Raw genomic sequence first — 14164 nt, 5'->3', positions numbered from 1 at the left:
CTTAGACAAATTAAATTACTAACTCCTTAATTGTACCTCTATATCTTGTAAAGCTTTTTTCACAACCTCTACTTGTTCCCATTGTCCGTATTGACTAAATACTCCTTGAGCTTTTTGATAGTAAGTTTTAGCTTCTATAAGATTACTTTGATTACCCCTTTCAGGGTGCTCAATATCATCAGGTAAATTGAACAAAACGTTCGCCTTATTTGAGATAGTGTTGGCCCATTCAAGGGGAGTATCTTGAGGAGTACGAACCTTTAACGCCTCATTGTATGCAGCTAGAGCTTTTAAGTTATTTTCTATCGGATGAGCACTCGGAAGAGATTGTAGAGCGTTAGCGAAATTATTATTCAGCATAGCATATTCGCTAGGATGATCGGTTAGCGTCACCCATTTCAAAGCCGCTTCAAAAGACTGAACTGCAATGGCTTGACACATTTCTTCCCCGTTCAGAGCTAGAGGCATTGAAAGATAAGCGATCGCGATGTTATTTTGTAATATGGAGAATTCTTGAGGGTAATTCTCTCCAGTAAATATTCTTGCCGCTTTTTGATAAGCCTTTATAGCATCTTGCATGGCTGCTTTTTGAAAGGGAACCAACCCTTGTAGCACAACCCCTATGTTCATGTATACCTCAGCGACTTCTTCGGGAGACGCATATTTTTCAAGTATGGGAAGGGCGGTTTCGTAAGCAGTTTTTGCTTCTAAGAGTAAGCTCTCTCCTTCTGCAGGAATTGTTCGCAATGCAGTTCCCATTCCCGATAAACATCTTGCTCGTAACAAGGGATAGTCAGGAGGACATAGTTCTAATCCCCTACGATAAAGAAAAACCGCGTCTTCGAATTGTTGGGAATTCTTCGGCTTTTTTTGCAGCCCCATAGCTATTTCAATTAACATCTCGATTTTTTCGTCTAGGGTAGCTCCATCAGATTCAATGGCAGCTAAAGCAGCTTTTACGTTGGCATCACTTAAGGTTATGATCACAGAGTTAACCTCTCTTAGTAGGATTCAAAAGATCGCAATATTCTTAAGTCAACTTCTAAAGACAATAACTGGTTTAGAGTAGTTAATTAATAATTCTAGTTCAGATGACTTTACTTACCCTTAAAATTTAGCTTTTTTATGTTTTTATTCCTAAAGAAACTAGCTTTTTTGCAAATTTAAATACAATCTACCATAGGTGATGGTAGGCTGCAACTTTATATTTTAAGGCTTTTTTTTACCAATTTTTAAAGCAAATGCTAAATTTTAATCTAAAAAACTACTTTATTTATTAACAATTAATTATCTATGTATTTTTCTTCTGCCATCTGAATAATAGGAAATGAAGATTGAGCGATTTGACTCAATAGATTTAGGTAGATCGAGGATTCATAACTCTAAAACCACCATGGCTGTTTTAATCAAGTTAAAGTAGCGGGGCTGAGTAATATCGACTTTATGAAAATTTTCTCGCGTTGTTCCTAAGAACCCTTGTCGTTGTCCTCTTTTAACTGTTAATACCTTTCCTCGATCATTTTTAATTCTTAATTCTTTCTCGGTTTTAGAAAAACTACATTGATAGTTTCGCCCTTGATATTGAAAGATTTCTGGCTTATGATCAGAATCGGACAAAGAAAACAATGGTAATCGTATTCCTACAATGTCTAGTTCAATTTTATAATTACTATTCCAGCAATTTTCTGTTAGTTTATAGGCAATATCAACTCGTTTAGGTAAGGGAAAATACTCACCCCAACGCCAAGCAATTGCCTCTATCTCTGCTTGATTATAATCATTTTGAGAAATTCCCAACTTAAGATGATTTTTTCCTACTATTTTTTGCTGAACAATATAAATATTAGGAGTCCAAAAAATTGGATGAGAATTGCCAATTCCCCAAGGTTGAAGTTGATCAATGGACTGATATAAATTAGGGGTCAATTGTTCGAAATCAACCTGAGCGTCAATCATCACTAAAGGTTTGAGGTGTTGAGTTTTTAAACATTTATGGGCGAAGATGCTTAATCTTTGTTTGAAAGCCTCTAATTTACTAGCTGATAAACTGAATCCACCTGCTGCTTTATGTCCTCCATATTTTTCCAAAATATCTTGACAAAAATCCAATCCCTCAACTACATTAAATTCTTTAATTCCTCGTGCAGATCCTCTAATTTGACTAGAGTTTTCTTCATAGGTTCCGATAAAAACAGGAACTCCGTAACGCTCCACTAAACGGGAAGCCACAATGCCAATAACCCCATGATGCCATTGAGATTGAATCACCACCAAAACTCGATCACGTTTCCAACAAATTGGAGTATCTTCTATTAAATGAATAGCTTCTAATTCAATTTGTTCACACATGTCCTTACGTTTACTGTTAATTTGTTCACATTGCATCGCTCTTTCTAATGCAATTTTAGAGTCATCAGTAGTTAATAATTCAATAGCTATTTGAGGCTCACCAATGCGTCCTACTGCGTTAATTCTTGGTCCTAACCGAAAGCCAATATCATCAGGTTTGAGTTGTTTTTGTTCTTCACTGATTCCGGTAACTTGCATGAGGGCTTGAACTCCTGCTAATTTTGAGTGAGGAAGTTTCCGTAAACCCCGTTTTAACCAACGTCGGTTGACCCCAACGAGAGGGACTAAATCTGCTATAGTTCCTAATGTAAATAGTTCTAATAATGGGTCGACTAAACCCTTGAGTAACCCAAAATGTTGAGCCGTTGTTACTGCTAAAATATATGCTACTCCAACTCCTGCTAATCCACGATAGGGAGAAGTTTCTCGAAGTAATTTGGGATTAAGAATCGCATCTGCTGGAGGTAATTCTTTAGGAAGATTATGATGATCGGTGATAATAACATTTAACCCCAACTGTACCGCTCGTTGAATCGGTTCATAAGCTGTAATGCCATTGTCAACTGTTAAAATTAACCCTACTCCTTCATTAGCACAAGATTCTACAATACGTTCATTAATGCCATAACCATCTTTCATCCGACTGGGAATTTTATAGCAAACATCAGCACCCAAGTGACTGAGAGCACGCAATAATAAGGCAGTACTAGTCATACCATCAGCATCATAGTCCCCACAAATAGCAATTTTTTTCTCTGTGGTAATCGCATCTTTTAATAATTTCACACTAATCTCTAAATCAGGAAATTCCTCTAAAGGTAAAGGAAGAGTTTGGGCTTCAGGATTGAGGTAGATTGCGGTATCATTAGGAGTCTCAATACCCCGATTAATGATAACTTGGGCAATTAAAGGTAGTAGTTCAGTTGTTTTGATCAGTTGCTCGACTTGTTCGGGATTAGGAATAGCAACTTGCCATCGTTGATGGGGCAATTTCATCGGGATCAAATCTTAATTATTGGAGATTACTTGATTATCGGAGATTATTAGTTTAGAGCCTATTCAAAATTCTTGGGATTTAATTTTAACGACAATACCATACTAGAGAAAATTTTAGAGATTTTTTTTGATTACTTAATGAAAGTGCAACACTATAATCAAACATAAAGTACATGTTACGCAATCAACTTTTGTGAGAATAGAAGAAGAGAAAATAAATATTTTTTTATTCTGTTTGTATGTCGTTTGTCACATTCAGATTTATGGATTCTTCCTACCTATTTTTAGAAAACCTAATGGAGTTGAATTAGATAGCTTAAACAGTTCCCCATCAGAAAATAAACCACTAGCATTGCTGCAGCAGACATAGCTACTAAAGTTCCTGCTAGCATTAAGGAGAATTCTTGTTGGTCAACCGCTTCTTGCATTAAGTGAAGTGACCAGGCAACTAAAGCCAGATCAAATATTAAAATTGGGCTCAACATCTCTTAAGGAAAGTTAATATTTATTATATTTTAATATAGAATTTTGGGAGGTTAACGTTCTCTTACAGAAATTAAGAATTTCTCTATTTTTTGAAAATAAGCCCCCGACGAATCCATCGGGAGCAATCAAGTTGGCGAATTTTTAAGAATGCTTAAAAAAAGCAACTATCGTCTTGAGTTATAGACTAAGTTCAAGTCCACTCCAAAACTGTTTCTTCCTTAGAATTAGCATGAGACTCAGAGGTTTTACGACTAAACTTCATATGGATAGAACGGGTTTGTTCTCCATCAACAGCTACGGCTACTATAGGATAATCAATCAAACCATCTTGGAAAGACATCTGGAAGCGGAAAGTACCATCAGGATTAAGTTCAATAGGGTGACCCCCAATGGTAACAGTAGCATCAGGATCAGTAGCCCCATAAACAATTAACTCAGCATCAGCCACTAACCAGAACTTACGGGGATACCCGGGCAGTGTAGAAATAGGAACTCCTGACCACACACCAGACATAGTGGAGACATTCGCCCCAGAAATAGTAGGAATTGCCCACATTCCAACACCAGAAGGAAGGACATAAGAACTAACCACTTCTTGATGAACGTAGGGACTAACCACTTCTTGATGAACGTAGGGATTAACCACTGAACCTGTGAGGTGTTGTACAGAACCGAACACAGAACCTGCCGTGCGCTGAGCTTCAACTCCCTGAGCCATACCAAAAATTTCGTCGTAGACAGAATTGTCGCCGGGGATTGCTTGACTGTGAGTGGGAGGAACAAAATTGTAAACAGTCTTACCTTGGAGTTCTTGGTTTGAGTCGACAGTAACAAAGATGTCCTCCACCCAGTCAGAAGGATAGACAGGGGGAATATGAACAGAAGCTGAACGGGCGAGAACCAACCAACGTCCATCGAAACAACGATAACCGATGTCAAGAACATAATCACGATCACTCACCGGGATCGGTAAATACCATTCCCGTGCTAACTCATCACAGAGGTACTCTTGGATACTGTGGGGACTTTGGCAATTAAGCTCAATATCAGTTACATCATAAAGACGTAGGGCTAACTGTTGTCCTCCTTGGCGACGTAATTCTTCTTTAGCATCATTGGGAACATCCCAATAAGCATAAGACCATTGCGGATCACGAGGCAAAATAACAATGCGGCTTTCTCCGTAGCCATCGGGGAGATCACCAAGCCCGTCATCAACAGAGGATGAAAGTCCCTCTACGATATCGTCTTGACCTATTTTAAATTTAGATGCTTCCATTTCCTGTTCCTCCTGAACGAATGTTGGACTTATTGTCATTTTTTTTATTTTTGGTTGTTGAATAATTTGTTCCTGAATAAGTTGTTTTATAGCAGACAACAATTGTGCTTTACGCATTCTGCTGTAACGTGAGACATTATATTCACTAGCTACTCTGCGTAGCTGTCTGAGGGTCATTTCCTCTAACAATGGTTGCTCTTGCGCCATGAGATACACTCTCCGATGATGTAGGTAACAAATAGCTCTTGGTAAGGTCTTAAGAGTTTCATGTGAATTATGGTTAACTCATAGAATTTGGATTGTGGGGATCGTTTGCTTAATTTTATGTAACAAAAAAATAGGGGAAATGGTCAAGAAGTGAGATCGTTAACTTACAAGATCATTGACGAATTTATCAGACTTTGAGAGATTATTTTGTCAATTTTTCTTGATATTTACAACTACTGATAAGATCTCCAATTTTTCCTAAAAGATCAGAAAATAATGACAAATTTTGTAATCCCTCAATAATAAGGTTATGAAAAGACCGATTCAAAAAGCATCATTGTCTCGAAAAGGATTTTGGGAAGATTTAGTGATTTTAATAGCGTATTAGGAGTAAAAGTGTACAGAAAAAATTCTTGGAATCGAAACTCTAGAAAGACATCCAAAAACTTTTTGTTGATTGAAGAGTGATTATTGATCTTTTAGGCTAGATAGAGGATGTGCACAGATTTAATGACAAGAATACATCAAGTTTTTCTAATAGAATGGAGTTTAAGGACAAAATAACTTATCTAAGCTATGTCCATAGAATTAAGTGAATCCTAATAACATTATCGTTAGCCACTATAGCAATCCCGTTACAATGAGGGGTAACTCTAAACATAGACTTTCTGTTTATAGTTCAACACCCCTCTTTAAGGGGACATAATTGCAATATGAAGGCTATAAAGGCGATATGACATCGATTTTGCCAGGAGATATCAAAAAGACGTCGATGAGCAACTCAATATCGGTTTTAACAAGACTGTTGCAAATTTTCCCCTATTGGCGGCCTCAAATGTATTTCAAGGCTTCCTTGACAGCTTTATCTCATGCTATGGAAGATCAAGTCTTAGCCGGTTCAGGTTATCCTCTAGTTATTGCCAGTTTTCAACGAGAACGGTTTTATCGGCAAGAAGCTCAACGATATCAGCGAATCGCCCAAAAAACAGATCAGGTTTATGTATTGGCTGCTCCAGAAGCCGATTTTGAAAATAGTTCTGAAGTTTATGAAAAGATCGCCTTTGAATCAACAGACAGCTTGGCTCAAGAATGGAACTTAATTGTTATTGCTCAAGATTATGCGAGTTGCTTAGTATGTCAAGAACGCATTGGGATAAACCATGATGATACTAATGACCGTGTTGGCTCAGCTATGGACAATAGCCGACGTTTTGAAGGAATTTGGACATTTGATCGTCAAGTAAGTCAACAGGCTGCGGATACCTTGTTACGACGGATTCTCGCTTATCGACCGGAATTAAAGACAAAAATCAAGCAAGCTCGCCAGAAATATTTACCGGTGACCACTTTAAAACAAAAAGGAGTAAATCTTAAACAAAAAGAAGTTAATAATTTAACGTGGGATTGTCCCAACAGACACCCTGATCCCTTTGTGCAACGCCTCGTTAGTTATCTACAAGCTGGTCAATATAAACTGCTTAAGGCCAACCGTTCCCTAGCCTCCAAAGAACATAAAGAACGTCTGATTAACTCGGTCACCATTGCTATTCGACGCTCACTAGATCCTGAAGAAATTTTACACTTGGCTGTTCAGAAATTAGGGGAAGGGTTGGGAGTCTGTCGTTGTCTTGTCTATCGCTGTCGGGAAACCGATACCACAGCTACAATTCAACATGAATTTTTAAGTGCCGGTATTGCTTCAATTAAAGGAGAGACTTGGCCGTTACACGACAATCCCTTATTCCAGGAAGTGATGGAGTTGCGTGATTCTTTGATGATTGAAGATGCAAATAATGATCCTCGCATTTTCAACCGAACAAAGTCCGATTCAGATTCAAAATCTCTTCAAAGTCTTGTTATTAAGTGTTCGATCCTATCTTGGCTACTAGTCCCCATTCTATATCGTGGAAGACTTTTGGGGATGTTAGAGTTACATCACTGTGGTCCTAATCCTGTGGACTGGAAAGATGAAGATGTGGCTTTAGTTAATGCCATTACCACTCAAATTGGTGTGGCCTTAATTCAAGCTGAAGCTTATGCTAATCTACAAGATCTTAATGAACAACTTGAAGCTCTCGATCGCACCCGTTCCAATTTAGTTGCTATTACCGGACATGAATTACGCACCCCTCTGTCTACTATTCAAATTTGTTTAGAAAGTTTGGCCACTGAACCTGACATGTCTCCCAAATTGCGTCAAGTGATGCTTAATACCGCCTTGCAAGATGCTGAACGCATGCGTAAGCTAGTCCAAGATTTTCTGACTCTTTCTCGGTTAGAAAGTGGACGAGTGGAATGGCATCCTGAACCCTTAGATTTAGCTGAATGTGTTGAACTATCTCTGAGTAATGTTAGGTCCCGTAACCGAGATAGCAATTTACCCAACATTAAAAACTTAGTGACTTTTGAACTTCCCTTAATTCAAGCTGATGGGGAATGGTTAGTGGAAGTGTTAGCCAAATTACTCGACAACGCATGTAAGTTTACCAGTTCTAAAGGAAGCGTAACCATTGAAGTTAGTAGTACTCATCCTGGTAGTTTAGAAGTTACGGTAGCTGATACGGGACGAGGTATTGAGCCCAATTGTTTAGAAACAGTTTTTGATCGATTTTATCAAGAAGAAGGGGCATTACGGCGTAGTACAGGGGGAACGGGGTTAGGTTTAGCTATTTGTCGTCAGATTGTTCAGGGGTGGGGCGGTGAGATCTGGGCAGAATCAGATGGGAAAGATCTCGGAAGTCAATTTCATTTTACTGTTCCTATTTTTCTCAACACTATTCCTTGTAAAAGGACTAAAAAAACAATGGACAGTAATCGTTCGAGTTAAATCTAAGACTCTTAAAAGAATTTGAGATTTTTTATTAAAAACTCGGTGTTTTAGAGATTTTTAAATCTACTAAATTTAATTTACTGTATGGACTACTAAAATATTTTTATTAATTTAAAGTATAAGTTTTGTGGAAAAGGAAGCAGCATTTATCGAGATTTTTACTATGAATATAAAATCTCGTCCCAATCTCGTTGAAGTATTTTGTAATCTAGATAACCCTCATTAAAGATTTGAACAGTACCATCATTCTGTTGAGAACAGATAAAGCCATAACTATGGTAATTACTTTTTATGATTTTTTATTCTAAACCATGAAAAAAATTTTATATATTGCAAGTTCTTTCCCATTGCAGAAAGGTATTTTCTAATCTAATCAAATATCATCATTTGGTAGAATTTGTGCCCTGTACAATGATGTCACTGCACTATTTTTTACAGACTTGCAAGAGAGAAAACACAGAAATTAGTTTTATTAATTAAACTCCAATATAAGTCTGTTATCAATCTTGCAGTAGAGTGCACCGAGTTTTGAAGACTTAGTCGGATCTATCCAGAATTATATGGAATAGTATTATAGACTTGAACTTTATTTAACTAAAAACGACTGCGATAAATTATTAGCTTTGTAAATGACTGTAAACTTTTCTCTGGGTTCAAGCAAGATTTGATTGACTGATTATTATAGAACCGAGGATATGTCACCCAAGAACTATTTGAAAAGCGCTATAAGCAAGGATTTTAATTAATTATTCGTTATCTATAGAAAATAGAGTAAAAGTTAGTGAGATTGATCAATAAAGTTTAACTTGATAAATGTTTTTGATTAAAATGGTTAACGACCACTCAAAGAGATTTTTTATATTAAGCATTCGAGAAATTAGGTGGTTTAAAATTTTGTTGTTTACCTAGTTAATTGATTAATTGCTCATACTTATTTATCCAAAAAACTCTCTCTTGATTTAGACTCAAAAAGTAGGTTGGTATTATGTTATGCTGTTTTTCGCTCAATTATTTTAGTTTTGATCGTTGGCGGTTATCGTTTTATATAATTCTTAACCCTCATTGTATTTTGACTTAGTTGTTAAAAATTACAACCGTATTTTTGAATTTTGTCAAACTAATATCTCTTGCTAAAGAAACCTATAAAAAACACTAATTAAAGCAGTATTAACCTAACTTTAATAAGTTAAATATAGCGATACAAAATTACTTATTCTTTCATAGTTTATTTTAAATATTGACGGTGTAAGGTGGGCTGAATGGCGATAGATATTAGAATCAATTAAAAAATTTTAAGCTAAGGCAACCCACTATTAAATAATATTGAAACTATTGAATATTAATTATTAATTGGGAAAGATTCTGGACATACTGCTAAAGTCTTAGAATTAGGATTTCCTTGACGAATTACCTCTACATCAAGAATTTTTCCAATAGAACTTAACTCTACTTGTTCTTGTACATCCGTCGCAGTTTTTACTGATTTGCCCCCAACTTTTAAAATTACATCTCCAGGTTTAAAACCAGCCTCAGCAGCAGGAGAATTATTCACTACACTAACTACTAAAACTCCTTTAGTTTCAGTCACTTCAAAATCTAATTTATTCTCTTGATTAAGTTCTTTTTGTAACTCTCCGTCCAATGTAACCATGTGAATACCTAAATAAGGATGATCGGCTTTTCCCTTAATAAACAATTGTTGGGCTACCCGTTGGGCTGTTTCAATAGGAATAGCAAACCCTAATCCTTGAGCATCTGCACGAATCGCTGTATTGATACCCACCACTTCTCCATTAGAATTGAGAAGAGGACCTCCTGAATTTCCTGGATTAATAGCTGCGTCGGTTTGAATAAACCTTAATCGCTTGTCGGGAACCCCAACTTCTGAACTTGACCGCCCCAAAGCACTGATAATTCCTACCGTTACAGTATTATCTAACCCTAAAGGATTCCCAATAGCAATTGCCCATTCTCCAGGTTGTAAATTCTCAGCCGCCCCTAATTTAACTGTGGGCAGATCCGTAGCTCCAATTTTGACCACAGCCACATCAGTCATTTTATCAATTCCTAATACTTGTCCTCGATAGATTTGTCCATTTTTCAAAGTCACTTTAACTTGTTTTGTTCCATCAACCACATGGGCATTTGTCAATAATTGGCCATCTTCACTAAGAATAAATCCTGAGCCCGTTCCCCGTTCAATATGTTCCTTGGGAATCGGAATTTCCTTACCAAAAAAACGACGAAAAAAAGGATTTTCAAACGAGTCGGGACGATTACTAGATACTTGTCTGGCTGCATCAATGCGAACGACTGCTGGCCCAACTTTTTGAGCAGCTTTGGCAATAAAATTAAGATTATTTACACCCGAAGATCTAGAAGGAAAATATAAAGGATTCAGATTTGTGGGAACCACTGGAGGGTTTTGAACCGTCTGAGTGACCAATGGTTGATTTGTGTAGTGACTTCTCCACAATCCAAAACTGCTACCTACAGCTAGGAGTGCAACGTAGACACATAATTGTTTGATGGAAATACTCATGATTATTTAGTTTGAGGTAAATACAGGGTTCCCTGTCTAAAAATTATTACAGGGTTTTCTGGTGGAGGCTCGATCTTAGCCTCTTGTTTTAATATTTTTTTCTGTGTTTTTCTTTTTTACCCTGGTAATTCCTGGCAACTCATTAGAAAACTTGAAGAATAGTTTAAAATCTTCCTTGTATTTTAGCCTTTGATTATGATAGTATATGCTAACGATTACGATGCGGATGTGGTGGAATCGGTAGACACGCACGCTTGAGGGGCGTGTGGCTTGTGCCATGCGAGTTCAAGTCTCGCCGTCCGCATTTAAGTGACAACCCTAGCACCATCGAAATCAATCGATAGTAATAGCGCTTCTGCTTCAACTCCTGCATGCATCCATGCATTAGTCATAGCAAGTGATACTTGCTTGGCATGCTCAGAAGAAGTTAAGGCGAGTACTGTAGGCCCCGCCCCACTAATGACCACCCCATAAGCCCCCACGGATAAGGAGGCTTTCTTCAAAGAATTAAAGCCCTTGATCAATGTCTGACGATAAGGCTGATGGAGCCTATCATCCAACGCCATTATTAACCAGTCTCGATTGCCTGTTTCTAATGCTTTAATTAATAATCCCAGACGAGCAATATTGAAGATAGCATCATGGCGACTTAGATTAGTAGGTAAAACGGCTCGCGCCTCTTGAGTAGACAGTTCAAAATTAGGAATAGCAACTACAGGAACTAAATCTGGATGCCAAACAATAGGGCAGATTTGCCAATTTCCTGCTTCTCCTACAGATAATTGACAATTTCCTAATAAAGCAGGAACTACATTATCAGGATGACCTTCAATAGTGATTGCCAATTCCATAATCTCGGATAAGGAAAGAGGTTCGCCAGCCAGTTGATTTCCTCCCATTAAACCACCAATAATAGCGGTAGCTGAACTTCCTAACCCTCTAGCTAAAGGAACTCCTAGTTCAATATTAATGGCGACGTTAGGAGGCGTTTGTCCCAAGTATTGATATAGTCTAAGAAAAGACTGATAAACCAAATTAGTGCTATCACAATTTACTTTTGGGGCTTCTTTTCCTGTTATAGCAATAGTTAGGTTAGGGCTTTCCGATTCAATGGGACTAAACTTAAAGTGGTTATATTGGTTTAAAGCAACTCCAATGCAGTCGAAACCTGGTCCTAAATTAGCTGTTGTCGCTGGAACTGAAACTTTAACAGTAGACATAATCAAATCCTCATCAAAAAAAACTTACTTAACATGATGGAAAATTTTGTGTATAGACATAATGCTAGGAATTTATTTCGGGTATAGGGCATAATAAATGAGACTAGGGGATTGAATCTCGGCCAAATTCCTATAAGCTACCTGTAAAAAACTTTATTTATGCCAGGTCTCCCGCTAATTCATAAACCTATACTTGGAGTGAGAAAGTAAAACTATCGTGTCGTCTAGCACTATTCGACAACAAACTAATCCAAACAAGCCCCCCTCTCCTAAAGCCTCCTTTAGGCAAGGTGTAGTCAAAGTAGCTGGGGGAACTGTACTTAGTCTCTCCTTGTTGGCCAGTTCCATTATTGCAGGGGGACTCGTTGGACTTGCCATTAGCTTTCGCAACCTCCCAGACGTTCGGAGTCTAAATAACTACGCCCCACCAGAAACCACTTATATCTACGATATCAAAGGACGGCTCTTATCGAGACTTCATGAAGAAGCCAACCGAGAAGTGACAACTCTAAACTATATGTCTCCTGAACTCAAAAGGGCGGTACTAGCGATTGAAGATAGTCACTTTTATCATCACCACGGGATCAACCTCACAAGTATTGGTCGCGCGCTTTGGGTAAACTATAAAAGTGGTGGTGTGGTAGAAGGCGCGTCTACCATTACCATGCAATTAGTCAAAAATATCTTTTTGTCGACAGATCGAACCTTTAACCGCAAACTTTCTGAGGCGGTTCTTTCTCTCCGGGTAGAACAGGTTTTTGAGAAGGATAAAATCCTGGAAATGTACCTAAATAATATCTATTGGGGTCATAATAACTATGGGGCGCAAACTGCAGCAGAAAGTTATTTTAATAAACCGGCATCCGAATTAAACTTAGCTGAATCGGCTTTGATGGCCGGACTCATCCAAGCTCCAGAAACCTATAGCCCTTTTATTAATTATTCCAAATCTAAACAAAGACAAGCAATGGTTTTAGACAGGATGCGGGGTTTGGGATGGATTTCTGCTCAAGAGGCTGAAGCAGCAAAAAAAGAACCTTTAAGAATGGGTAAACCTACAGCATGGCAGAATAGTAAACTTCCTTATGTGACCGACACTGTTATGGAAGAGTTGGAGGATAAATTCGGCGAAGAAGTTACTCTAAAAGGGGGAATGCGGATTCAAACCAGCGTTGACTATTATCTTCAGCTTAAAGCTAAAGAAAGTGTGGAAAAAGGTTATCGTAACTTACGGCGATGGGGAATTTCTGCTAAAGATTTACAGATCGCTTTAGTGTCCGTTGATCCTCGCACTCACTTTATTAAAGCAATCGTAGGAGGAGTTGATTACAATAAAAGTCAGCTAAATCGTGTTACCCAATCTCGTCGCCAGCCTGGATCTTCCTTTAAGCCATTTGTTTACTATGCTGCCTTTGCTAGTGGCAAATTTACCCCCGACTCCATTGTCAATGATAATCCTGTAAGTTTCCGCGATGGGAAAAATATCTATAGTCCTAAAAACTATGGAGGTAATTATAGAGGTCCAATGCCTATTCGTACTGCTTTGATACAATCGCGTAACGTTCCGGCAGTGATTATCGGGAGTAAGGTTGGAGTTAGTAAAGTTATTGAGATCTGTCGTCGTATAGGAATTAAAAGTCCGTTACAAGCGGTCACTTCCCTTCCCTTAGGAGCTGGAGATGTCACTCCTCTAGAAATAGCGGGAGCCTATGCTACCTTTGCTAGTAATGGTTGGTACTCTAAACCAACAGCTATCGTTCGAATCACAGACAGTCTTGGCAATGTTTTATTAGACAATACTCCAGAACCCCAATTAGTTTTAGATCCCTGGGCAACGGCTAACTTAACGGCAGTTTTACAGGGAGTTATTACGAGTGGAACAGGGAGAGCAGCTAATATTGACCGTCCTGCCGCGGGTAAAACAGGAACCACGGATTCAGAACGTGATGTTTGGTTTGTGGGTTATGTTCCTCAATTAGCCACAGCAGTTTGGGTAGGGGATGATGCTAACCGCGCTTTAGGGCGAGGGGTCACAGGAGGCGGTAATGCGGCCCCTATCTGGCGAGATTTTATGAAACAAGCAATGGTCAATGAGCCGATTAAATATTTTCCTGCTGCTTCTGAGTTTCCTCGTCCCAAAGTACAAAAAAAAGGGACTTGAGTGTTTTAAGCCTTAAATTATGTATAAAAGACTTATTAGGATAACCAGTACACCTAGATAATGAGAAGTGGTTTTACTTGTTATATCAATGACA

General features: G+C 38.1%; 8 protein-coding genes and 1 tRNA gene. 3 read left to right on the top strand and 6 right to left on the bottom strand.

Annotation, left to right across the window (positions count from 1 at the left end):
* Positions 1–18 precede the first annotated feature (18 nt).
* The 4 genes from RGRSB_RS01985 to RGRSB_RS01970 all read right to left on the bottom strand — a co-directional run bounded on the left by RGRSB_RS01985 (position 19) and on the right by RGRSB_RS01970 (position 5317).
* Positions 19–987, bottom strand: coding sequence for a tetratricopeptide repeat protein (locus RGRSB_RS01985; protein ID WP_119259610.1), 969 nt, complete (start codon positions 985–987; stop codon positions 19–21).
* Positions 988–1374: 387 nt separating this feature from the next.
* Positions 1375–3345: a single-stranded-DNA-specific exonuclease RecJ gene (recJ, locus tag RGRSB_RS01980; RefSeq protein ID WP_119259609.1), complete on the bottom strand. Its 1971-nt coding sequence runs from the start codon at positions 3343–3345 to the stop codon at positions 1375–1377.
* A gap of 293 nt (positions 3346–3638) precedes the next feature.
* Complete coding sequence (locus RGRSB_RS01975; protein ID WP_119259608.1) at positions 3639–3830, bottom strand: hypothetical protein; 192 nt, start codon at positions 3828–3830, stop codon at positions 3639–3641.
* Positions 3831–4021: 191 nt separating this feature from the next.
* On the bottom strand, positions 4022–5317 hold the full coding sequence (locus RGRSB_RS01970) for a DUF4912 domain-containing protein (protein ID WP_119259607.1): 1296 nt from the start codon (positions 5315–5317) through the stop codon (positions 4022–4024).
* A gap of 772 nt (positions 5318–6089) precedes the next feature.
* Here RGRSB_RS01970 and RGRSB_RS01965 point away from each other — a divergent pair.
* Complete coding sequence (locus RGRSB_RS01965; RefSeq protein WP_119259606.1) at positions 6090–8144, top strand: DICT sensory domain-containing protein; 2055 nt, start codon at positions 6090–6092, stop codon at positions 8142–8144.
* A 1342-nt stretch (positions 8145–9486) separates the two neighbouring features.
* On the opposite strand, the gene RGRSB_RS01960 is transcribed toward RGRSB_RS01965, so the two are convergent.
* Positions 9487–10689, bottom strand: coding sequence for an HhoA/HhoB/HtrA family serine endopeptidase (locus RGRSB_RS01960; RefSeq protein WP_119259605.1), 1203 nt, complete (start codon positions 10687–10689; stop codon positions 9487–9489).
* A 222-nt stretch (positions 10690–10911) separates the two neighbouring features.
* On the opposite strand from RGRSB_RS01960, the gene RGRSB_RS01955 reads away from it, so the two are divergent.
* Positions 10912–10993: transfer RNA gene (locus RGRSB_RS01955), tRNA-Leu, on the top strand.
* 1 nt (position 10994) lies between these two features.
* Here the strand turns inward: RGRSB_RS01955 and thrB are convergent.
* Complete coding sequence (gene thrB, locus RGRSB_RS01950) at positions 10995–11909, bottom strand: homoserine kinase (protein WP_119259604.1); 915 nt, start codon at positions 11907–11909, stop codon at positions 10995–10997.
* A 217-nt stretch (positions 11910–12126) separates the two neighbouring features.
* Between thrB and RGRSB_RS01945 the strand changes: the two genes are divergently transcribed.
* Positions 12127–14070: a transglycosylase domain-containing protein gene (locus RGRSB_RS01945; protein ID WP_119259603.1), complete on the top strand. Its 1944-nt coding sequence runs from the start codon at positions 12127–12129 to the stop codon at positions 14068–14070.
* Positions 14071–14164 lie beyond the last annotated feature (94 nt).

The sequence above is a fragment of the cyanobacterium endosymbiont of Rhopalodia gibberula genome, assembly GCF_003574135.1.
Classification (GTDB): Bacteria; Cyanobacteriota; Cyanobacteriia; order Cyanobacteriales; family Microcystaceae; genus Rippkaea.
The sequence above is the reverse complement of the archived record's forward strand: the minus strand, read 5'-3'. Positions and strand labels throughout refer to the sequence as shown.

Excerpts from the sequence above, each read along its gene's own strand:
- recJ (WP_119259609.1), bottom strand. The coding sequence starts at position 3,345 with ATGAAATTGCCCCATCAACGATGGCAAGTTGCTATTCCTAATCCCGAA.
- RGRSB_RS01975 (WP_119259608.1), bottom strand. The coding sequence starts at position 3,830 with ATGTTGAGCCCAATTTTAATATTTGATCTGGCTTTAGTTGCCTGGTCA.
- RGRSB_RS01970 (WP_119259607.1), bottom strand. The coding sequence starts at position 5,317 with ATGGCGCAAGAGCAACCATTGTTAGAGGAAATGACCCTCAGACAGCTA.
- RGRSB_RS01965 (WP_119259606.1), top strand. The coding sequence starts at position 6,090 with ATGAGCAACTCAATATCGGTTTTAACAAGACTGTTGCAAATTTTCCCC.
- RGRSB_RS01960 (WP_119259605.1), bottom strand. The coding sequence starts at position 10,689 with ATGAGTATTTCCATCAAACAATTATGTGTCTACGTTGCACTCCTAGCT.
- thrB (WP_119259604.1), bottom strand. The coding sequence starts at position 11,909 with ATGTCTACTGTTAAAGTTTCAGTTCCAGCGACAACAGCTAATTTAGGA.